Below are 20,479 nucleotides of genomic sequence, written 5' to 3' on the forward strand. Positions count from 1 at the left end.
AGGTGTGAAAAACAATGAGTATGGATTTTAATGATTTGCTCAATTTAATGAGTGAAAGAAAGGGATCTGATATGTTTATCACAGCAGATCGCGAACCCTCTATGAAGATCAATGGTCAACTGATTCCTATCTCTAGTACGAAATTAAATGGAGATATGATCAAGCAGTTGATTCATTCAATTATGAGTGACACACAAAAGGAAGAGTTCAACAAAACCAAAGAATGTAATTTTGCCATTACGAACCGTGAGAAAGATCGTCGTTTCCGTGTAAGTGCTTTTTATCAAAGAGATTTACCGGGTATGGTGATCCGTCGTATCGAACATAAAATTCCATCTGTAGACAGTCTAAAGCTTCCCGGTGTACTGAAAGAACTCATTATGAGTAAAAGAGGTATTATTTTATTTGTAGGTGGCACAGGTACAGGTAAATCGACATCTTTGGCATCGCTTATTGGATACCGTAATGAACATTCAACAGGTCATATTATTACTGTAGAAGATCCTATTGAATTTATTCATAATCATGCAGGTTGTATCGTTACTCAACGAGAAGTCGGAATTGATACGGCATCATTTGAAGTCGCATTAAAAAACACACTGCGCCAAGCACCTGATGTGATTCTTATCGGTGAAATTCGTACAAAAGAAGTTATGGACTATGCCCTTGCGTTTGCGGAAACAGGTCACCTTGTTTTAGCAACATTGCATGCAAACAATGCAAACCAAGCACTAGATCGTATTACTCACTTTTTTGAAACTGAAAAGCAAAATCAAATTTATATGGATTTGTCTTTAAACTTAAGGGCAATCGTTGCACAACAGCTTGTTCCAACAGTAGATAAAAAGTCTAGACGTGCAGCAATTGAAATTATGATTAATAGTCCACTCATTTCAGATTACATCCGCAAAGGTCAAATTAATGACATTAAAACGGTTATGAGTAAATCTAGAGAGTTAGGAATGCAAACGTTTGATCATGCACTTTTTGACCTATATAAAGAAGATGTGATCAGTTATGAAGAAGCTTTAAAACATGCAGATACACCAAACGATCTAAGGTTAAAAATTAAACTATCTTCCGATGAGGGTTCTTCCTCAACTCAAAGACTTACCTTCGATGGTCAGTCATAAATATAAAAAGGCAGCTTAGGCTGCCTTTTTACTTATTGAATTGTTTGACTTATGTAGCAAACTATTTTTTACGTGCAACTTCCTGACATTCAGGCTCATCACAAAAACCATATAGGTTTAAAGAGTGACCTGTAAGCGTGAAACCAAACTTTTTGGCAACTTCATGCTGTTCGTGCTCAATAATATCATTGGTAAATTCAAGTACTTTATTACAGTTTTGGCATACAAGGTGATCGTGATGACTGTCTTGCATAATTTCAAATACAGAATGATTGTTTTCAAAATTAAGACGTTGCACGATTCCTGCAGACTCAAACTGAGTAAGTACACGATATACAGTCGCTAATCCTACATCCTCACCTTGGTCGAGCAAAGTTTTATAAATGTCTTCAGCACTTAAATGGTGAGGTTTAGAATTTTCAAGAAGCTCTAATATTTTAATTCTTGGAAGGGTTACCTTCAGTCCTGCTTTACGTAAGTCTTGATTCGAAATAGCCATGAAAAGTCTCTCAACAATTTTTAAGTAGGAATATGCAATAGAGTTTAGATGCAGTATGATCTATCCTTAGACTAAATGCATCAAAATTGATTTGGATAGTGTAGCAAAATGCAAAAAATTATTTTGACGACGTTACTCGTCAGTTCATTGCTCGCAGGTTGTGTCTATAAAATTGACATTCCTCAAGGAACGCCTTTAACCAAAGCACAAGCATCTCAAGTGCAGCCTGGTATGAGTTACCAACAAGTACGCTTCTTGTTAGGTAGCCCAACAATTGCTGATCCACTAAATCCATTGCGTTGGGATTATATTTACAATTATATCCCAGGAACATATGCTAAAAAAGCAAAGATTCCTGAGGCAAAAGGACAACACCTTAGTGTTTACTTCGATGATACAGGTAACGTAAGTAAAGTTGAGGGATTAGACAGTATTCCAAATGCACAACCTGGCTTACCACCAACCAAAGAAGGTATCGTAAACATGCCATAATTGTAATGACATTTAGTGATTACAGTCAAAGAAAAACCCCAATTCATGGGGTTTTTCTTTCGTTCAAGATAATTGCTTAAACCGATTACCCTTCGTAATACATCCTACGGGATTTTTTGCAGCACGATTACGCCGTATATCTTTTGGATTTATCTTTAAAGGTCTATAAATCTCTATTCTGTCACCGCGATGAACATATCGATCTAAATCAGAAATTTGTTGACCAAATATACCCACATGCAAGGGATCTGGTAAAGTGACTTGGTCTAATAAACCGCTTTGTGAAATGGCTTGCTGTATGGTCATGCCCTCTTGGAAATCTAATTGCAGATGAAATTGCTTCGACTCCCCTGCATAGACAACCCAAATATAATCCATTTAAAATCTACCTAAAACAACACCTACAATTGCCAATATAATGGACAATGGCGCAATCACTCGTATAGCAATACGCCACACGTTATAAACCATTTCATTGCTAAAGTTTAATGCTTTTCGTAAATGGCTAATTTTCATAATCCAGCCCACGAAAATAGCATAAATTAAACAAGTGACTAAGCCCCATAGCATCATCACCATATTAAGTACAGGCAATGCAACTGTCATAGTCCATATACACAATGGGGCAAGCAAAATAGCATATTGCACAATAATGGAAACTTGGCGCTCTTGTAACTGCTGTTTAGCAAACTGTAAAAGTAATGCAGCACCAAAGACCATAGTTGTTAATAAAGTTAATTCAGATATTTCAGTTTGAGCTGAGAAAAATCCGAATACAACAACTGCTAATATCTGTGCTACCCAAATAGGTAAAACTAAAGGTGTTGTATTTTCTGTTACTTTTGCAGCCTGAGCATTGGACTGGGCATAAACACCCAATCCTAGTCCACTTGCAACCAATGTAAGTAATACCGCACTTCCCCACTCACTCAGTGTTACTGGTGTCATGTGCCATGCAGTCAATGGTGTACCAAACATTTTACCCATGACTATGGCTGCAACGACAGCAATTGCACTTAGAATAATAAGAATTTGACGTGGCAAGAATGAAAGTACAAAAGCAATGCCTGCAAGAATTAGACATGAAATACTTTCAGACCAAGAAAAATGCAAAAAGGACAATCCTATATGCGCTGTATTTGCAATCATTCCTCCTGCAAGAAAAGGCATAAATATTACAGATAACCAACCTACAATTCGCCATTGCATCGAAGCATCTGCTTCTCTGGTTAAACTCATAAGTGCATTTAAAGCTGTTGTTTTTGCGCGTTTTATGAGTGCAAATTCTCCATATGCAAAAGGCAATGCGAGAATAAATACAGTAATTAGCCACAATGCCCAGAAATCTAATTGTCTATCTAATGATAGTCCAACCATCGGTGCAAACGTACTAATTAGCATAAATGACAAACAGAACGCCATAAGTGGCGATAACCATCGAGACATAGGTCTATCCTGTATCCGAAGCTTTATAAAAATGATGGGTTATTTTGCCTTTCTCAGCGCTGAAAATCAAAGATTACCGAAGATTAAATTTTAAAATCACAAGAGAAATTGTGCTCTTGTGATTTTAAATAGATTATGCAAAAAAGCGAGCAAACCATCCTTTTCCTTTTTTTCTTTCTTTTTCTTTAATAATGCCTTTCATATTTTCTTTAACGGCATCTACATAATCTGCGTCATCATGCTTAATATGATTAATTAACCACTTGGTTAAAGCTTGATATAAATCTTCTTCGATATTCTCGCCTTTTAAAAACAACTCACGATAATTCTCAATTTTTTTTATAAATAAATCATGGACTTTTTTATGAGGGATACAGAAGCTATATCCTGCTTCTTCTTGTAAACTTTCCTCAAAAGTAAAATGTGATTGTGTATAATCGATAATATTATCTAAAATTTCTTTTATTTTTTCACGGTCGTGAGTAAAACACACTTCGTCTAAATCATTAATATAATCTAAAATACGTTTGTGCTGTTCATCAATGACCTCAATTCCAGTTTCAAAATCTTTATTCCAAAATACTTTCATTTTTACACCTATTATCTTTCCCCTCATATTATATAAATATGATATACAACTATTTCTTATTGAAAAATAAGGAAAAATTCCGAGCATTTTAAAAGGAATTAATAAGTGATTGAATTTTCTATTAATGTAAAAATAACCAATTAAAAGAATCAAGTATTTTATGTACAAATGTATTATTTATTAAACCAATTGTTAATACACATCTGCCTTTGTAACACGACGTAAACTCGGATCTAAAGCTTCTCGTAATAATCGCTCAATATGTGTTTTAGCTTGTTTAATCAGATGCCCTTCTCTAAACAGCATTAATTGACCAGGTTGAAAAGCTTTCCAGTCTTCATTATGTGTGAGTGGTTCAGTTGTAATCACTGCAACACGATCTTCAGGAGAAGTAACTTCTCTAAAATCAATTTCTACATCTAGATCAATTAAATGTGCAGGTCTAAATGGATATGAGCGAGAAACCCAATGTAATTTAGTCACCGCATAACTAAAGAGCGCCTGACCATTTGATAAGCAAAAATTGAACGTACCATACTCAGCAATTTCAGGTGATATTTCTTCTAAAACCTCAAACACATCTTCTAAACTCGGCTCATGATATCCGAATCGTTCAACTAGATGGTCAAGCAAATAGCAAAATGCGTATTCACTGTCTGTATTCCCTACAGGAACAAAACGTCCACTTAGTCTTGGTTTAAAACCATGTAAATCGCCATTATGTGCAAAAACCCACTGTCTACCCCATAATTCACGAACAAATGGATGAGCATTTTCTAAGGTAATTTTTCCTTGAGTTGCTTTTCGAATATGAGCAATCACATTACGCGATTTAATTGGATAATTACGGATTAACTCAGCAATTGGAGATTCAATTGCTGATTTATTATCGATAAAAAGTCGGCATGTTTTATCTTCAAAAAATGCTATTCCAAAGCCATCACAGTGGTCTGATGTCACACCTGCACGCTGAGAAAACCCTCTAAATGAGAAGGTAATATCTGTTGGTGTCGCACAATTCATTCCAAGTAACTGGCACATAGCAAAATCTTTTCGTAACTATTTCATTAAAATTAAAAGTTACAATATGACAGCATAGATGTAAAAGTGTTTTTTGATAGATAGTTATTCAAATAATGAATATAGAATTAGATTTTATGTTTATTTAAAGATAAAGTAACGTGATATGAGTCACAAACCCACCTTGGGTAATAAGGCGGGTACAGAAAATATAATTATTTTGTGGCTTTATTTGAGATTAATGTACCCACACCATGGTCGGTAAACACCTCAAGTAATGTTGCATGAGGCACACGTCCATCAACAATATGTGCACTAATAACCCCACCCTTTACTGCATCTAAAGCACAACCTACTTTAGGAATCATGCCACCGTAGATCACACCTGTTTCAATTAAACGATCAACCTCTTTTGTCGAAAGACCCGTAAGTAAGTTTTTATTCTCGTCTAAGACACCTGTAATATTGGTAAGTAAAATTAGTTTTTCCGCGCTAAGCGCTTCTGCGACTTTGCCTGCAACAAGGTCGGCATTAATATTATAAGTGTCACCGTGCTCATCTACACCTAAAGGTGCAATTACAGGAATAAAGTCACTTTGTGTAAACATCTCTAATACGTCAGTTTTTACACCTGCAACCTCTCCAACCATACCTAAATCAATTTTAGTGGTTGTACCATCTTCGTTTTGCTTATCCATCAAAAGTTTCTTTGCATGAATAAGATTTGCATCTTTACCTGTTAAACCAATTGCACGACCACCATGTTTATTAATTAAATTTACAATCGATTTATTAACACTACCGCCTAATACCATTTCAACCACTTCCATGGTTTCTTTGTCAGTAACACGCATACCATCTATACGATCAGAAACTTGTCCTAAACGCTTTAGTAATGCATCAACTTGAGGGCCACCACCATGTACTACGACTGGATTAAGTCCAACAGTTTTGAGTAAAACAATATCTCTTGCAAATGAGCTTTCTAACTCAGGATCTGTCATGGCATTACCACCATATTTCACAACCAGTGTCTTTCCTGCAAAGCGCTGAATGTACGGTAAAGCTTCCGTTAATACATGAGCTTTGTCTAAACCAGTGTGTTGATGTGCCATACACTTTTCCTTCTTTTCAATAACAATAATGAGTGCGTATTAAGATAATACAATTTGTGTAATCGAATCAGCAACTTCAGGATATTTTTCCGATAAAATAACAGCAAATTGATTACGAATTTGAATAAATGCATCAAGGCTTTGTGCATCAAACCTTACTGTTAAATACTCTCCTGTATTCGATGCTCTTAAAATACCTGAGCCATAAGGAAAATCGACACGTACACCATCTACACGCGTTATCTTTACAGGCATATCTTGAATATTTTGATCAAAGTAATGCAAAATTTCTGATGCTTTATAATGAATAGTATGAATGTAAGTATCTTCCGAAAAATATCGCTCAGGATAATCTAAAAACAGTTGTGAAAAAGTATAACAAGAAGTTTTTGTAAAATATTCAATCGCACGTAAAGCAGCATATATGCCATCGTCGTAACCTAAACCACGGCCATCATTAAATACATAATGCCCTGCATACTCACCACCAAAAATTGCTTTGTGTTTAGATTGCATTAAATATTTACGTAAAAAGGTACTTCCTGTTCTTAACATCACAGGAATACCCTCTAGTTGTTGAACCGTGGTTGAAACTAAATTCGAACATTTCACATCAAACACAATTTCGTGATTGGGATGTGTTTCTAAGCAAATTTTTGCAAATAAACAGATGAGACGATCTGGACTAATTACTTGTGCATGTTCATCTAGAAGTACTAATCGATCCCCATCCCCATCTAATGCTATACCTAAATCAGCTTCGTTCTCTCGAATTGCATGCTTTAATAAACTTAAATTTGCCTCTTTAGAAGGATCTGGTGCATGCTCTGGAAAATGTCCATTGGCATCGCATCTTAAATCAATAACTTCACAACCGAGTTCATTTAAAACATATTTTGCGTACTTTCCAGCAGACCCATACAGTCCATCTAAGGCAATTTTTAATGGTTGATTCAAAACTGTATCTTTAATTAAATAATCTACGTAAGGTTTTGAAATATGGCCATAAATACAATGAGGCTCATTAGAAAGGTCTATATCAAACTTAACATTCTGATTTAAATAAGCCTCTGCTTGTTGGGAAATATGCTGAATATTTTCAGGAGATGGTGGTTCGTGACACCACAACCATTTTATACCGTTATCTTCTTTCGCATTATGACTTGCAGTAATCATGATTCCTGTACCTTCTGCATATTTTTTTGCCGAAAAGTACATTACAGGCGTAGAGCAACACCCTAAAGCAACCACCTCAATCTCATGATTTTTGAATATTTTTTCGATGATCTTGGCATACACAGGACTGCTTAGTCGAGCATCATAACCTACTACAATTTTATTTATTTTTGATTTTTTTAATTGGTCTAAAAAAGCATAAGCAATAGCAATAACAACATCTTGGGTTAAATCTGATAAATTTCCGCGTATATCGTAGGCACGAAAAATATGTTTAGGAAACTGACTTGGGTTTAAATATGTCATTCAATTTAACTGTTATATGTATATGCTTAGCAAGAATTGTCTTCATTTCTCGTTTGTTTGTAAATACAGTTATAGATAGCATTTTGTACTTTTTAAGAGACCTTATGCGGGTTATCGCACAAGGTCATGTAAATTATTGCTTTCCTGTGTGGCCAAAACCACCTGCACCACGCTCAGTTGCAACAAATTCTTCTACTTGCTCAAATTCGGCTTGAACAACAGGAACAAGAACATATTGAGCCAGACGCTCACCTGGTTCTAAAGCAAATGCTTTTTCACTACGGTTCCATACCGAAACCATTAACTCACCCTGATAATCTGAGTCAATTAAACCTACTAAATTACCCAATACAATACCGTGCTTATGACCTAGTCCTGAACGAGGCAGAATTAAACCTGCAAAATTTGTATCTTGAATATAAATAGAAAGGCCTGTTTTCACTAAAACAGTTTGACCGGGTTCAATTGTAATGGTCTCATCTAAACATGCACGTAAATCAAGACCCGCCGAACCTGACGTTGCATAAGTTGGTAAAGGCCACTCTTGCCCTAAACGCTTATCTAAAACTTTAACTTGAACTTTCATATCGTTTCCTTTTACCAATTAATTTTTGTGCTTTAACATCGCACGTAAATTCTCTAAATAGACTTTTGCTTGTTCTTTTGGATCGACATGTGTTTGTGTTTTTTTCTTACGCCCCATCCAATCAATATCATCTTGTGGCAACTCGTCTAAAAAGCGACTCGCTGTCATTTGTTTCATTTGACCACCTGCTTTACGTTGCTCGGCAAGTGTAAGTGTGAGGCCTTGGCGCGCGCGCGTAATTCCCACATACATCAAACGGCGCTCTTCCTCTATGGTATCGGCTACAATAGAATTTTTGTGAGGTAAGAGTTCTTCCTCAAGTCCCATAATATAAACAAATGGAAACTCTAAACCTTTTGCCGCATGCAAAGTAAGAAGATTAACTTTATCTGTGTCCTCTTCTTCTTGTTGTTGCTCTAATAAATCCAACAGCACCATTTTACGAATCACACTTTCGATGTTCTTTTCATCAACATCTTCAGCACGATTAATTAAGCTTTGAATACTGGTATACAGCGTTTCAATATTGTCGAGTTTAGTTTTCTCTTGGGCAGGCGTCGCTGCTTGTTCGCGCACGTAGTCGATATACCCTGTTTCGGTAATCATTTGGCGAACAATAGGTACAGGATTATCGTCTTCCAAAAGTTCTCGCGTATAGTCCTGTAGGAATTGTGCAAACTCAAATAAATGTGAGCTAATTTTTTTAGATAAGACCATCGTTAAACGTTGATCACCTGCCGCAGCAAGTAGTGAAAGGTTATTTTCTTGTGCAAATAACCCGAGTTTTTCAAGCGTCACAGGCCCAATCGAACGCTTAGGTGTATTAATAATTCTTAAAAATGCACTGTCATCTTCAGGGTTAATGATTAAGCGCAAATAACTCATGATGTCTTTAATTTCGCTACGTGCAAAGAAAGATGTTCCACCTGAAAGCTTATAAGGAATCTGCATTTGGCGAAGCTGTGTTTCAAGTACACGCGCTTGAAAATTTCCGCGGTAAAGTACTGCATAATCTTTCCAGTTCTTACCATTCATGAGCTTATGTGTCATCAGATCTTTGACAACACGTTCAGCCTCATCATCATCATTACGACATGTAATAATACGAATCGCTTCTCCGTGCCCTTTATCACTCCATAATTTCTTCTCAAAAATATGCGGATTATTACCAATAACGTGGTTGGCTGCTTTAAGAATACGACTGGTAGAGCGATAGTTTTGCTCAAGCTTAATCACTTTTAAATTTGGAAAATCATCTTTAAGAAGTGCCATATTTTCAGGTTTTGCACCACGCCATGCATAAATAGATTGGTCATCATCCCCTACAGCAGTGAACTGTCCCATCACACCTACAAGTAACTTCACCAATATGTATTGTGCAGTATTGGTATCTTGATACTCATCGACCAATAAATAGCGTATACGATTTTGCCACTTGTCTCGCACTTCTGCATTTTCTTGTAAGAGTCGAGTCGGCAAAACAATTAAATCATCAAAATCAACTGCATTATATGCTCTTAAATTACGCTCATACAGCTGATACAAATGCGCAAATCGAACATCTTCTTCAGTTTCACATGTACTATGAGCCTGCTCAGGCAAAATAAGGTCATTCTTCCAATCGGAAATCTTTTTCATGACCTTTGCAATCAGTTCACGACTCTCCGCTCCAGATAAATTATCTTGATGCATTAAATCCATGAGTACACGTTTACAATCATCTGCATCTAAAATTGAAAAATTACCTTTTAAGGGTAAATGCTTCAATTCTAAACGCAATAAATTTAAGCCAAATGTATGAAAGGTAGAAACTGATAATCCTTTTGCTTCTTCACGACTGAGCAATGCAGTAACACGCTCTTTCATTTCACGTGCCGCTTTATTTGTAAATGTCATTGCAGTAATACGATGTGCAGGAATACGACAGTTTTGAACCAAATGTGCAATTTTTCTTGTAATCACCGATGTTTTACCAGAACCAGCGCCAGCAAGTACTAACAATGGCCCCTGCGTATACTTCATGGCCTCTTGTTGCTTGTCATTTAATTGGCTTGCCGATGACATAGTTCTTCCTCTCGATGATTAGAGGGTGATTATAACGATGTCATCTTCATATTCCTAACCTCCTTTTGGGTGTTTGACCAAAATATCGCTTGCTTTTATACAATCCTAAAAATAAAAAAAGCCACTCAGGGTGGCTTTTTTTTATTTTCTAAATACTTTATTTAGATTCATAAATACTAATTTCTACACGGCGGTTTTGCTCACGACCAGATGGCGTAGCATTAGAAGCGATTGGATTCGCTGCACCATGACCTTGTGCATTAATTTTGTTGCTTGAAACGCCTTGAGCAACTAAATAATTTGCAACAGCCTGAGCACGTGCTTGAGACAATGGCATATTAATACTGTCATTACCTGTATTGTCTGTATAACCAGTCACTAAAATTGCACTCTTATTGTCTTCAGTTAAGGTTTGTGCAACCTTATTTAAAGTTGTATAGAAGTTCGATTTGATTGTTGACTGATTCGTATCAAATGTAATGTTACCTGGCATAACAAGGCCAACTGAACCATCTGAATTACGATTTACTTCAACACCTGTACCAGCCATTTGCTGACGTAAGCGTTGTTCTTTTTTATCTAAATAAAGACCACTTGCTGCCCCAACCAATGCACCAATTGCTAAAGCACGGTTATTTTGTGCAGATGAGTTTGCGTTTGAACGAGAAATACCATAACCCGCTGCTGCACCAATTAGTGAGCCAATCGCGGTTTTGTTGTATTGGCTCAAGCCACTTCCGCTACCTGTTCCGTTGTCCATAGATTGACAACCAGAAAGTGTTAATGCCCCAACTAGGCCTGTAATAACGAGTGCACGCATTGTGTAGACTCCCTTTGTTATGTTTATGTCTTGTATAGAATTATGGAAGATTCATCCAATGATTCACATGTATTTTTTGTTAAAAAAATCAATTCTATTAACAATTAGGAAACACCTTTTAAAAATAAATACCTTCTTTCACGAAAAAAAATATGATTGATATTCTAGCTTCTTAAGTTTTTTCGACTAAAATTATACAATTCAGATTATTATCTTGTTTAAAGCAGATTTTAGGATATTCCATGTCATCAACACAGAAAAAATCAAGTGTATTTAAAAAAATTACACGTGGGCTTACCGTTGGCTCTGTTATTACCGGTAATACATTAATTCATGGATCTCCTATTTTAGCTTTAGGTTTAACCAAGCTATTTAAACAATCAAAAAAAGTTGATGAAACTAACGTTCAAATTACAAACAATTGGCTTACTGTCAATAACTGGCTCATCGACAATGTATTGTCAGAAACTCAATGGGATATACGAATCGACCCATCGCTAGATTTGCGCTTAGATGGTAGATACATCATGACCTCTAACCATCAAAGCTGGGTAGATACGACAGTCAACCAATATTTTGGTCGTACACGTATGCCACTCACTCGATTTTTTACAAAATGGGAACTCATCTTTATTCCTTTTGTTGGCCAAGCATTTAAAATTCTCGGCTTCCCAATGATGAAACGCCATACAAAATCACAGATCGCTAAGAACCCTGAGTTAAAACATCGTGACATGATGGAAGCTAGAAAGTCATGTGAGCAACTTCTAAGCCAACCATTTACTCTATTAAACTATGTAGAAGGAACACGCCTCACTCCTGAAAAGCATAAACAACAAAAATCACCTTATGCACATTTACTTAAACCCAAAGCAGGTGGTTTAGCACTTGCTTTAAATATCTTAGGAAATAAAATTGATGCATTGGTCGATATGACTATTGTTTATCCAGATGGTGTACCGGGCTATGGTGAATTCTGGCTTGGTGAAGTACCACGAATTGTTGTACATATGCGTAAAATTGAAATTCCAGATTGGATATTGGCTGGAAATTATGAGGAAGATCGTGAATTTCGTGCAAAATTCTATCAGTGGTTAAGTAAATGCTGGAAAGAAAAAGATGAGCTTATTGATGAAATTAAAAAAGAGTATCAAAATTCTGCTGACTGATTCATTGAGCTAAGATCGCATGCCCAAAGCATCTAAAAATAAGTTTCATCACATAGACCATAATTCCCTGACATGGAAAGCTTATTTGGTCTATGACATTTTTATGATGTTAATCATCATATTTAATTTATTTTGTATTACAAGCGATGCCATTCTTATGAGTAATTTTGCACATTGGTTTGCAAAACTCATTCATCTGCCAGAATGGTTATCGCATTATCAAATACATATTCATCCTTGGGTAGAACGTACAGATGGATGGTTTATTTGCTTTTTAGTGATCGAACTTCTGATTCGATGGGGTATTGCTATCTTAAATCGACATCATCAAAAGTGGTTCTTCTTTCCATTTATACATTGGTATGAAGTCCTTGCAATTTTTCCTCAACTTCGATTCTTAAGATTATTACGCGCAGGCCTTATTGCTTATAGACTCCATGAAATTGGTTATCAAGTCATTCCGAAATCTTGGCAAGACTCTGGACGTTTTTATTACAGTGTCGTGATGGAAGAGCTTTCAGATCGCGTAGTTATTACCCTACTGGATGGCGTTAAACAAGAACTCGATACCAGTTCCACACATAAAGCAATTATTCATGACATGGTTGATCGCCATAGAACACTATTTGCTGAGGCTTTTGCAGAAATTCTTCAAGATACCCTCGCCAAAACATTAGAAGAACAACGCATTGCTATTTCAAAAAACATGGGGGAAATTATTGAAAATGCAATCACAGAAACCCCTGAAATACATCATTTATTGCGCCTTTTTCCAATAGTCGGCGGTCGTATAGAAGACCAGCTTAAAACCATTGCCAGAAAACTAACTGAAAACATGACACAAGGTATTATTTCTCCACTGACCGAAGGAAATCGCCATCAACCCAACGAGACCTATCGTTTAATTGCCAATAAACTTAGTGAAGTCAATATTCATAATAGATCTTTGGAACAATTGGTTGAATCTGTGGTCTATGACAGTTTAAAATCTATACGTAAACAAGTGAAAGTAAAACAATGGCAACAAGTTTTACAAATGAAAGATCAACAAGATAATGACATTTAAATTTTAAACAACATATGTACTTTATTAAACTTTTTAACTTATTTGAGATCAATTATGGCTGATATACGCATTACCGGCAGGATGGTTAATTTTTCAAGATTAACCTTCGATACGAATAATCATGATGCTATTCGCCAACAACTTACCCAAATGCTTGATGATACATCATCTCATGGTGCTTCTATCATTATTGATAGTACAGTGGAACAAGAGCTCATTGAGCTCATTCAACTTTTACTCAGCTTAGATTTACAGCCTATGGCGGTAATCGATGGACTACTTACTGATCAAGCGCGTAGTATTCAGTTCCCTGTTTTACCTGCAGATCGACCATTACAACGTATAAAACCAACTACAGAGCAAATCCTTGAGCAAACGACTGAAAATGATCAAGATTCAGCCAATAATACACAAAAAACAAACGCGACTGCACATATAACTTCTTATCATAATGACATGCTACGTACAGGTCAGTGTTTAATCCAAGAAAATGGAGACGTTATTCTCAACGCAAGTATGAACAGCGGCTCAGAAATCATTTCAAGTGGAAATGTTCATATCTATGGTTCAGCACAAGGTCGTATTATTGCAGGTGCAAGTGGAAACCCTTCTGCCCGTATATTTTGTTATAAGTTAAATGCAGAACTTATTTCCATTGCAGGAACCTATTGTGTAGCAGATGATATTCCATCACATGTACAGAAAAAGGCTGTTCATATTTACTTAAATGAACATCAAGAACTTGTATTTGAAGCATTGGATATTTAGGGTATAACTTACCTATTAATTAAATTTTAGAATACGCGTTGTCGCGTAAAACACAGTGACATAACAGGAGTGGATTAGGTGGCCAAAATTGTTGTCGTAACATCAGGCAAAGGCGGTGTGGGAAAAACCACAACGAGCGCATCATTTGCAACAGGTCTAGCCTTACGTGGCCACAAAACCGTAGTTGTCGATTTTGACGTTGGTCTACGTAATTTAGACCTTATTATGGGTTGTGAACGTCGTGTCGTATATGACTTTGTAAATGTCATTAATAATGAGGCTCGCTTACCACAAGCGCTTATCCGCGATAAAGATATTGAAAATCTTTATATTCTTCCTGCATCACAAACAAGAGACAAAGACGCACTTTCAGATGAGGGTGTTGCACGTGTCATTGAAGAGCTTTCTCAAGAGTTTGACTATATTATTTGTGACTCACCAGCAGGTATTGAGCGCGGTGCAATTTTAGCAATGTACCATGCTGACGAAGCGATTATTGTCACAAATCCTGAAATCTCATCAGTTCGAGATTCTGATCGAATTATTGGAATGCTTGACAGTAAGACCAAAAAAATTGAGCAAAACGAAGGACGTATTCGTAAACACTTATGTATTACACGTTTCAACCCTGAACGTGCAGACCGTCAAGAAATGTTAACTATCGATGATATTTCCAAAGATATTTTACGTGTTCCAACTTTAGGCGTTATTCCTGAATGTACGAGTGTTTTACAGGCCTCTAACGAAGGAAAACCTGTTATCCTATACACAGAGACACAATCTGGCCAAGCATATGATGATCTTGTTGCACGCTTCTTAGGAGAAGATCGCCCGTATCGTCATATTACATCAAAGCCTAAAGGCTGGTTGGCACGTTTATTTGGAGCATAACAATGGCAGGATTCTGGAGTAAAATATTCGGCAACGATGAGCGCCAGAGTAGCGCTCAGACGGCAAAAGATCGTTTAAAAGTTATTGTTGCTTCTGAGCAAGGTTTAGGCCGTCGTCTAAGCCAAGACAAAATAGATCAAATGAAAAAAGAGATCATGCAAGTGGTTAATCGGTATGTACGTGGCGTCGATGAGCAACACATACAGATGCAAGTTCGTTCTGAAGCAAATTTAGAAATGCTTGAAATGAATATCAATTTACCTGAAGATCGTTAATTTCAATACTGATTAGCTTATTACTAAATTTCAAGGCAAAATAACTCACGTTATTTTGCTTTTTTTATTTGAGGATAAGTCATGGCTGTCTCACAACCCGCAACGTTCAATGAAGAATGGTCAGACGAACGTGTATATGCTTACTTAAATCATCTACCTCCTGCAGGTGTAGATGCAGACTATCATGTACTTTATAATGCTTTTAAGCATATGCGTGCACATGACTTCGAAAGACTCATTCAGAAATTTATCGAAGATGGTCGTAACCTTCAGGCAACCAATCCAAAAGGTCAAAATATAGAAGAAGTCATTGCAGAGTTTCCAAAGCAAAGGGCTCCTTTTTTAGAAATATTAAAAAAACACGCATAAAAAAAAGCCTCACGAATGAGGCTTTTTTTATCTATTAATACTTGTAAATATGGTACGTTGCGAACTTGCCAACTTCAATATTTGAAGTCCAGCTACCGGCTATGCGGTTTGCATCCCAACGGTACATACTGTGACGTTTAGGCCAAATTTTCACAGCCCAATCTGGTGCACCAGAACACATACCACCTGTCTGTACAAATGCACCTTTGTACACACCACGCATCCAACGACGTTGAATTACTTGGATTGGTTCAGCAGAATAACCAGGTAGAACGGTCACGTTCCAACCAAATGTTGTGGTTATACTTTTATTCTTGCTGTAGTTACCATTGATGCTTCCTGGAAGCAATGCTCCAATTACAGGAATTTTATCAGCATTAAATGTACCGCCAACAGCCCAGCTATAACCTGTGGTTTGTGCTTTGCCCCACATATACATACAACTTTGTGTACCTACACGTGGACATCTAAATGGTTGACCATCACCTTGTCGCCCACGCCAAACCCAGTCTTCCCATGTATTACGTGCTTGTTGTCTGATAATACGTTGAGAACCATCACCTAAAAGTGCAGGCTCATTATGTGGATATTCACATTGATCTGCAAAAAGTGGTGTAGAAATTAGTGTTAAAAGAGATACCGCAATATGTTTCATGTTCATGTGTTATCTCCTATAACCCAAATACATCATCAATCGTGTTAGATACATGCTCTGCTGTACTTGTGCTATCTGTTGCTGCAGCTTTCGAACCATAAGCATTCGATGCAATTGGTGTTACATCATAACCACCAAGGCTATCAGCACTTTTCTTAATCATGATCGCTTCTGAGTTAATTGTGAATCCAGCAATTTTTTGTGCAACTGCTTGCGCTGTCCCCATACCTGCTTTCGCATCAATAATAATAGTGATGCCTTGCTCCAAATATTTCTGGATTTCAGTAATTTGAGCAGCTGAAAGAGCTGTCGAACTGTCAACAATGATGGTATTATAACCTTGTGTACTCGACTTAAAGACTTGGCTTAATTTGTTAAAAACAAAACCAGTTTGTCCATTTACTGGATAAATTACTTTTTGTGCAGGTTTAGCATCATAATCGATAATATCTTTAGGTGTATCATCAGCAAAAGCAACTGCATTGCCTAATACAAGCGCAATAGCGAGCATTGCTACTCTATTGAGTTTGATCATTTAATTATTCCTAATAACCGTCTATAAATAAAAAAAATTTAAAGAAAACTAATAAACTCGTTAAACCTATTTAAAATACAAATTTAACGTGTGGTCAGAATATAGAGATTATTCGTTTTTATTATTATCTTTTTGTGCCAAATTAATCACACATTTGTTTATTTTTTTGATTGGATTTGATATTTAATAAGATTAATAATTCAACATATAATATAATAGCCGAATATATTATATTCTTACAATAATAAAGAAAACCTCATTTTTGAGGCTTTCTTTTATCTATTAATATTTATAAATATGGTAGGTTGCGAACTTACCAACTTCAATATTTGAAGTCCAACCGCTTGCAATACGGTTAGGATCCCAACGATACATACTGTGACGTTTAGGCCATGCAAAATGTGCCCAATCTGGTGCACCAGAACACATACCACCTGTTTGTACGTAAGCACCTTTATATACACCACGCATCCAACGACGTTGAATCACTTGGATTGGCTCAGCAGAATAGCCAGGTTGAACTGTCACGTTCCACCCAAAAGTTGTTGTTATACTCTTATTTCTCGTATAATCAGCTTTAATGCTACCAGGTAAAATTTTACCAACAACTGGTAGTTTATCTAGATTTAAAGTACCACCTACAGCCCAGCTATAACCTGTAGTTTGTGCTTTGCTCCACATATACATACAACTTTGTGTACCCACACGTGGACATCTAAAAGGTTGACCATCTGATTGACGACCGCGCCAAACCCAGTCTTCCCATGTATTACGTGCTTGTTGTCTGATAATACGTTGAGAACCATCACCTAAAAGTGTTGGTTCATTACGTGGGTATTTACACTCATCTGCGAAAAGTGGTGTAGAAATCAATGTTAAAAGAGATACCGCAATATGTTTCATGTTCATGTGTTTATCTCCTATAACCCAAATACGTCATTTACTGTATTTGATACTCGTGTACCACTGTCATCTAGAGATGCTGTTTTCATACCATACACATTTGATGAGACTGGCGTTACATCGTAACCACCTTTACTGTCAGTACTTTTCTTAATCATGATTGCTTCTGCATTGATTGAAAATCCAGCAATTTTCTGTGCAACAGCCTGAGCAGTTCCCATACCTGCTTTTGCATCAATAATAATCGTCACACCTTGCTCTAAATAAGATTGCAACTGCTGTATCTGTTTTGTAGAAGGATTCACACTACTATCAACAATAATTGTGTTATACCCTTTAGAACTTGTTTTAAATACCTGACTTAATTTATTAAATACAAAACCAGATTTACCATTTACTGCATAAATAATTTTTTGCTCTGGTTTACCATCATAGTTCACCATATTTTCTGCAAAAGCTGATGTTCCTCCCAAAATAAGAGTACATACAAATAATGCACCTCTGCTAAAATTTTTCATTTAACCTACCCATTTAAAATTTAAAAATTTGTGTAAAGCAATAAATAAAATACTTAAAAATCAAAGTTATTTAAAATTAATTAATATATCTATAAATATATTAACTGGATGTATATTAATTTGTTTTATTTTTTTTTAGATAGCATTTTTTGCCATTTTTTTTACATAAATATTAATTTATTTTACATATAAAATATTTTTTTATTTTGAAAAATAAGAAAGCCTTAAAAAAATTAAGGCTTTCGTCTTGTTATTTATATACGTGATAGGTTGCGTATCTTCCAACCTCTACATTTGATGTCCAACCACTTGCGATACGATTTGGATCCCAACGATACATACTCGTTCTATCCGGTCTAATGCTTATTGTCCAACCACTTTCACCATTACATTTACCACCTGTTTGTACATAAGCACCTTTATATACACCACGCATCCAACGACGTGTCACTACTTGAATCGGTTCAGCAAAATAACCTGGCTGAATCGTGACATTCCAACCAAATGTTGTCGTTAAGCTTTTATTGCGAGTATAACTACCATTAATACTACCTGGTAAATATTTACCAACAACAGGGATTTTATCTAGATTCAAAGTACCACCAAGAGCCCAACTGTAGCCTGTTGTTTGTGCCTTGCTCCACTGATACATACAGCTTTGTGTACCTATAGAAGGACATCTAAACGGTTGACCATCCCCTTGTCTACCACGCCAAATCCAATCATCCCATGTATTACGTGCTTGTTGTTGTATAATTCTTTGAGAACCATCACCTAAAACTAATGGTTCATTGCGAGGATATAAGCATTCATCTGCAAAAATTTGGGTTGATGTCACTGCCAAAAGAGATAGTGCAATATGTTTAATTTTCATGTTTTATCTCCTATAGCCCAAATACAGCATCTACAGTATTCGATACTTTTTCACCACTATCATCGAGTGATGCTTGAACACCGTATACATTTGACGAAACAGGAGTGACGTCATAACCACCATTACCATCTGTACTTTTCTTAATCATGATTGCTTCTGAATTAATCGAGAATCCAGCAACTTTTTGTGCAACTGCTTGCGCTGTCCCCATGCCCGCTTTAGCATCAATAATGACTGTAATACCCTGATCTAAATAACTTTTAATTTGTGAAATCTGTGCACTTGAAGGCATAGTGCTACTATCAACAATAATTGTGTTGTATCCAGTTGTACTTGTCTTAAATGCTTGACTTAATTTATTAAAAACAAAGCCTGACTTACCATTTACAGGGTAAATCACCTTTTGTTCTGGTTTGCCATCATAATCAATCATGTCTTCTGCAAAAGCAGCTGTATTACCCAATACTAAGCTGCATACTAGAAGTAAAATAGCTTTATTTTTCATCACAATTCCCATTTTATAAAGTAAAAATATTTATTTATATGAAGATCTTACGTATAAAGATCTTCATTCATCTTTATTTATATACGTGATAGGTTGCGTATCTTCCAACCTCTACATTTGATGTCCAACTACTTGCGATACGATTTGGATCCCAACGATACATACTATGACGTTTAGGCCAAATCAGATGTGCCCAATCTGGCGCACCAGAACACATTCCACCCGTTTGTACAAATGCACCTTTATATACACCACGCATCCAACGACGTGTCACTACTTGAATCGGTTCAGCAAAATAACCTGGCTGAATCGTGACATTCCAACCAAATGTTGTTGTTAAGCTTTTATTGCGAGTATAACTACCATTAATACTACCTGGTAAATATTTACCAATTACAGGAACTTTATCTCCATTAAATGTACCGCCAACAGCCCAACTGTAGCCTGTTGTTTGTGCCTTACTCCACTGATACATACAGCTTTGTGTACCTATAGAAGGACATCTAAACGGTTGACCATCCCCTTGTCTACCACGCCAAATCCAATCATCCCATGTATTACGTGCTTGTTGCGTAACAACGCGCTGAGACCCATCACCTAAAAGTGCAGGCTCATTGTGTGGATATTCGCATTGATCTGCAAAAATTTGGGTTGATGTCACTGCCAAAAGAGATAATGCAATATGTTTAATTTTCATGTTTTATC

25 protein-coding genes are annotated in these 20,479 nt (G+C 36.4%); 8 read left to right on the plus strand and 17 right to left on the minus strand.

Going from position 1 to position 20,479, the window contains the following annotated elements; genetic code table 11:
* Positions 1 to 20 precede the first annotated feature (20 nt).
* Positions 21 to 1,133: a PilT/PilU family type 4a pilus ATPase gene (locus OZX61_RS08960; protein ID WP_277095651.1), complete on the plus strand. Its 1,113-nt coding sequence runs from the start codon at positions 21 to 23 to the stop codon at positions 1,131 to 1,133.
* Between the two features lie 61 nt (positions 1,134 to 1,194).
* On the opposite strand, the gene fur is transcribed toward OZX61_RS08960, so the two are convergent.
* Positions 1,195 to 1,632 (minus strand): ferric iron uptake transcriptional regulator, encoded by a 438-nt coding sequence (gene fur / locus OZX61_RS08965; RefSeq protein ID WP_195771109.1) that lies wholly within the window; start codon positions 1,630 to 1,632, stop codon positions 1,195 to 1,197.
* A 108-nt stretch (positions 1,633 to 1,740) separates the two neighbouring features.
* On the opposite strand from fur, the gene OZX61_RS08970 reads away from it, so the two are divergent.
* Positions 1,741 to 2,124 (plus strand): outer membrane protein assembly factor BamE, encoded by a 384-nt coding sequence (locus tag OZX61_RS08970; protein WP_195771108.1) that lies wholly within the window; start codon positions 1,741 to 1,743, stop codon positions 2,122 to 2,124.
* Between the two features lie 63 nt (positions 2,125 to 2,187).
* Here the strand turns inward: OZX61_RS08970 and OZX61_RS08975 are convergent, their stop codons facing one another.
* The 9 genes from OZX61_RS08975 to OZX61_RS09015 all read right to left on the minus strand — a co-directional run bounded on the left by OZX61_RS08975 (position 2,188) and on the right by OZX61_RS09015 (position 11,246).
* Positions 2,188 to 2,502, minus strand: coding sequence for an RnfH family protein (locus OZX61_RS08975; RefSeq protein ID WP_195771107.1), 315 nt, complete (start codon positions 2,500 to 2,502; stop codon positions 2,188 to 2,190).
* Positions 2,503 to 3,585 (minus strand): hypothetical protein, encoded by a 1,083-nt coding sequence (locus OZX61_RS08980; protein ID WP_277095652.1) that lies wholly within the window; start codon positions 3,583 to 3,585, stop codon positions 2,503 to 2,505. It lies immediately after the preceding gene.
* 118 nt (positions 3,586 to 3,703) lie between these two features.
* Positions 3,704 to 4,159 (minus strand): bacteriohemerythrin, encoded by a 456-nt coding sequence (locus tag OZX61_RS08985; RefSeq protein WP_195771106.1) that lies wholly within the window; start codon positions 4,157 to 4,159, stop codon positions 3,704 to 3,706.
* A 192-nt stretch (positions 4,160 to 4,351) separates the two neighbouring features.
* Positions 4,352 to 5,200: a class II glutamine amidotransferase gene (locus tag OZX61_RS08990; RefSeq protein ID WP_195771105.1), complete on the minus strand. Its 849-nt coding sequence runs from the start codon at positions 5,198 to 5,200 to the stop codon at positions 4,352 to 4,354.
* 194 nt (positions 5,201 to 5,394) lie between these two features.
* Positions 5,395 to 6,294: an acetylglutamate kinase gene (gene argB / locus OZX61_RS08995; protein ID WP_195771104.1), complete on the minus strand. Its 900-nt coding sequence runs from the start codon at positions 6,292 to 6,294 to the stop codon at positions 5,395 to 5,397.
* Between the two features lie 39 nt (positions 6,295 to 6,333).
* Positions 6,334 to 7,776: a phosphomannomutase/phosphoglucomutase gene (locus tag OZX61_RS09000; protein WP_195771103.1), complete on the minus strand. Its 1,443-nt coding sequence runs from the start codon at positions 7,774 to 7,776 to the stop codon at positions 6,334 to 6,336.
* Between the two features lie 133 nt (positions 7,777 to 7,909).
* Positions 7,910 to 8,362 carry a dUTP diphosphatase gene (dut, locus tag OZX61_RS09005; protein ID WP_196337750.1) on the minus strand — a complete coding sequence of 151 codons (453 nt, stop codon included), beginning with the start codon at positions 8,360 to 8,362 and terminating at the stop codon, positions 7,910 to 7,912.
* A gap of 18 nt (positions 8,363 to 8,380) precedes the next feature.
* Positions 8,381 to 10,426 carry a UvrD-helicase domain-containing protein gene (locus OZX61_RS09010; protein WP_277094599.1) on the minus strand — a complete coding sequence of 682 codons (2,046 nt, stop codon included), beginning with the start codon at positions 10,424 to 10,426 and terminating at the stop codon, positions 8,381 to 8,383.
* 157 nt (positions 10,427 to 10,583) lie between these two features.
* The gene (locus OZX61_RS09015; RefSeq protein WP_195771100.1) at positions 10,584 to 11,246 is read right to left on the minus strand and encodes an OmpA family protein; all 663 of its coding nucleotides are present in this window, start codon (positions 11,244 to 11,246) and stop codon (positions 10,584 to 10,586) included.
* Positions 11,247 to 11,488: 242 nt separating this feature from the next.
* Here OZX61_RS09015 and OZX61_RS09020 point away from each other — a divergent pair, with 242 nt between their 5' ends.
* From OZX61_RS09020 to OZX61_RS09045, 6 genes are all read left to right on the plus strand, one after another.
* Positions 11,489 to 12,415 carry an acyltransferase gene (locus tag OZX61_RS09020; RefSeq protein ID WP_195771099.1) on the plus strand — a complete coding sequence of 309 codons (927 nt, stop codon included), beginning with the start codon at positions 11,489 to 11,491 and terminating at the stop codon, positions 12,413 to 12,415.
* A 19-nt stretch (positions 12,416 to 12,434) separates the two neighbouring features.
* Entirely contained in the window at positions 12,435 to 13,481 is a 1,047-nt protein-coding gene (locus OZX61_RS09025; protein WP_277094600.1) for a preprotein translocase subunit SecA, read from the plus strand.
* A 54-nt stretch (positions 13,482 to 13,535) separates the two neighbouring features.
* The gene (gene minC / locus OZX61_RS09030; protein WP_195771097.1) at positions 13,536 to 14,249 is read left to right on the plus strand and encodes a septum site-determining protein MinC; all 714 of its coding nucleotides are present in this window, start codon (positions 13,536 to 13,538) and stop codon (positions 14,247 to 14,249) included.
* Between the two features lie 78 nt (positions 14,250 to 14,327).
* Entirely contained in the window at positions 14,328 to 15,140 is an 813-nt protein-coding gene (gene minD / locus OZX61_RS09035) for a septum site-determining protein MinD (RefSeq protein WP_195771096.1), read from the plus strand.
* A 2-nt stretch (positions 15,141 to 15,142) separates the two neighbouring features.
* The gene (gene minE / locus OZX61_RS09040; RefSeq protein ID WP_195771095.1) at positions 15,143 to 15,415 is read left to right on the plus strand and encodes a cell division topological specificity factor MinE; all 273 of its coding nucleotides are present in this window, start codon (positions 15,143 to 15,145) and stop codon (positions 15,413 to 15,415) included.
* Positions 15,416 to 15,496: 81 nt separating this feature from the next.
* Positions 15,497 to 15,784 (plus strand): PA4642 family protein, encoded by a 288-nt coding sequence (locus OZX61_RS09045; RefSeq protein ID WP_277094601.1) that lies wholly within the window; start codon positions 15,497 to 15,499, stop codon positions 15,782 to 15,784.
* Positions 15,785 to 15,818: 34 nt separating this feature from the next.
* Here OZX61_RS09045 and OZX61_RS09050 read toward each other — a convergent pair whose 3' ends face one another.
* The 7 genes from OZX61_RS09050 to OZX61_RS09080 all read right to left on the minus strand — a co-directional run bounded on the left by OZX61_RS09050 (position 15,819) and on the right by OZX61_RS09080 (position 20,471).
* On the minus strand, positions 15,819 to 16,445 hold the full coding sequence (locus OZX61_RS09050) for a hypothetical protein (RefSeq protein ID WP_277094602.1): 627 nt from the start codon (positions 16,443 to 16,445) through the stop codon (positions 15,819 to 15,821).
* Between the two features lie 10 nt (positions 16,446 to 16,455).
* Complete coding sequence (locus tag OZX61_RS09055; RefSeq protein WP_277094603.1) at positions 16,456 to 16,974, minus strand: hypothetical protein; 519 nt, start codon at positions 16,972 to 16,974, stop codon at positions 16,456 to 16,458.
* Positions 16,975 to 17,256: 282 nt separating this feature from the next.
* Positions 17,257 to 17,883, minus strand: coding sequence for a hypothetical protein (locus OZX61_RS09060; RefSeq protein ID WP_277094604.1), 627 nt, complete (start codon positions 17,881 to 17,883; stop codon positions 17,257 to 17,259).
* Positions 17,884 to 17,894: 11 nt separating this feature from the next.
* Positions 17,895 to 18,395: a hypothetical protein gene (locus tag OZX61_RS09065; RefSeq protein WP_277094605.1), complete on the minus strand. Its 501-nt coding sequence runs from the start codon at positions 18,393 to 18,395 to the stop codon at positions 17,895 to 17,897.
* Positions 18,396 to 18,645: 250 nt separating this feature from the next.
* Entirely contained in the window at positions 18,646 to 19,269 is a 624-nt protein-coding gene (locus OZX61_RS09070; RefSeq protein WP_277094606.1) for a hypothetical protein, read from the minus strand.
* 10 nt (positions 19,270 to 19,279) lie between these two features.
* A complete protein-coding gene (locus tag OZX61_RS09075) occupies positions 19,280 to 19,774 on the minus strand; it encodes a hypothetical protein (protein ID WP_277094607.1) in 495 nt (164 codons plus the stop codon).
* Positions 19,775 to 19,847: 73 nt separating this feature from the next.
* A complete protein-coding gene (locus tag OZX61_RS09080; RefSeq protein WP_277094608.1) occupies positions 19,848 to 20,471 on the minus strand; it encodes a hypothetical protein in 624 nt (207 codons plus the stop codon).
* Positions 20,472 to 20,479 lie beyond the last annotated feature (8 nt).

The sequence above is a fragment of the Acinetobacter sp. ESL0695 genome, from assembly GCF_029392135.1.
In the GTDB taxonomy this organism is placed as follows: domain Bacteria; phylum Pseudomonadota; class Gammaproteobacteria; order Pseudomonadales; family Moraxellaceae; genus Acinetobacter; species Acinetobacter pollinis.

What these genes read in the sequence shown, in the direction of transcription:
- OZX61_RS09075 (WP_277094607.1), bottom strand. Translation starts at nt 19,774, where the DNA reads ATGAAAAATAAAGCTATTTTACTTCTAGTATGCAGCTTAGTATTGGGT.
- minE (WP_195771095.1), top strand. Translation starts at nt 15,143, where the DNA reads ATGGCAGGATTCTGGAGTAAAATATTCGGCAACGATGAGCGCCAGAGT.
- OZX61_RS09060 (WP_277094604.1), bottom strand. Translation starts at nt 17,883, where the DNA reads ATGAACATGAAACATATTGCGGTATCTCTTTTAACATTGATTTCTACA.
- fur (WP_195771109.1), bottom strand. Translation starts at nt 1,632, where the DNA reads ATGGCTATTTCGAATCAAGACTTACGTAAAGCAGGACTGAAGGTAACC.
- OZX61_RS09015 (WP_195771100.1), bottom strand. Translation starts at nt 11,246, where the DNA reads ATGCGTGCACTCGTTATTACAGGCCTAGTTGGGGCATTAACACTTTCT.
- minC (WP_195771097.1), top strand. Translation starts at nt 13,536, where the DNA reads ATGGCTGATATACGCATTACCGGCAGGATGGTTAATTTTTCAAGATTA.
- OZX61_RS08960 (WP_277095651.1), top strand. Translation starts at nt 21, where the DNA reads ATGGATTTTAATGATTTGCTCAATTTAATGAGTGAAAGAAAGGGATCT.
- OZX61_RS08975 (WP_195771107.1), bottom strand. Translation starts at nt 2,502, where the DNA reads ATGGATTATATTTGGGTTGTCTATGCAGGGGAGTCGAAGCAATTTCAT.
- OZX61_RS09070 (WP_277094606.1), bottom strand. Translation starts at nt 19,269, where the DNA reads ATGAAAATTAAACATATTGCACTATCTCTTTTGGCAGTGACATCAACC.
- OZX61_RS08990 (WP_195771105.1), bottom strand. Translation starts at nt 5,200, where the DNA reads ATGTGCCAGTTACTTGGAATGAATTGTGCGACACCAACAGATATTACC.
- OZX61_RS09025 (WP_277094600.1), top strand. Translation starts at nt 12,435, where the DNA reads ATGCCCAAAGCATCTAAAAATAAGTTTCATCACATAGACCATAATTCC.
- OZX61_RS09055 (WP_277094603.1), bottom strand. Translation starts at nt 16,974, where the DNA reads ATGATCAAACTCAATAGAGTAGCAATGCTCGCTATTGCGCTTGTATTA.
- OZX61_RS09045 (WP_277094601.1), top strand. Translation starts at nt 15,497, where the DNA reads ATGGCTGTCTCACAACCCGCAACGTTCAATGAAGAATGGTCAGACGAA.
- OZX61_RS09010 (WP_277094599.1), bottom strand. Translation starts at nt 10,426, where the DNA reads ATGTCATCGGCAAGCCAATTAAATGACAAGCAACAAGAGGCCATGAAG.
- argB (WP_195771104.1), bottom strand. Translation starts at nt 6,294, where the DNA reads ATGGCACATCAACACACTGGTTTAGACAAAGCTCATGTATTAACGGAA.
- OZX61_RS08970 (WP_195771108.1), top strand. Translation starts at nt 1,741, where the DNA reads ATGCAAAAAATTATTTTGACGACGTTACTCGTCAGTTCATTGCTCGCA.
- OZX61_RS09050 (WP_277094602.1), bottom strand. Translation starts at nt 16,445, where the DNA reads ATGAACATGAAACATATTGCGGTATCTCTTTTAACACTAATTTCTACA.
- OZX61_RS09020 (WP_195771099.1), top strand. Translation starts at nt 11,489, where the DNA reads ATGTCATCAACACAGAAAAAATCAAGTGTATTTAAAAAAATTACACGT.
- dut (WP_196337750.1), bottom strand. Translation starts at nt 8,362, where the DNA reads ATGAAAGTTCAAGTTAAAGTTTTAGATAAGCGTTTAGGGCAAGAGTGG.
- OZX61_RS08985 (WP_195771106.1), bottom strand. Translation starts at nt 4,159, where the DNA reads ATGAAAGTATTTTGGAATAAAGATTTTGAAACTGGAATTGAGGTCATT.
- OZX61_RS09080 (WP_277094608.1), bottom strand. Translation starts at nt 20,471, where the DNA reads ATGAAAATTAAACATATTGCATTATCTCTTTTGGCAGTGACATCAACC.
- OZX61_RS09000 (WP_195771103.1), bottom strand. Translation starts at nt 7,776, where the DNA reads ATGACATATTTAAACCCAAGTCAGTTTCCTAAACATATTTTTCGTGCC.
- OZX61_RS09065 (WP_277094605.1), bottom strand. Translation starts at nt 18,395, where the DNA reads ATGAAAAATTTTAGCAGAGGTGCATTATTTGTATGTACTCTTATTTTG.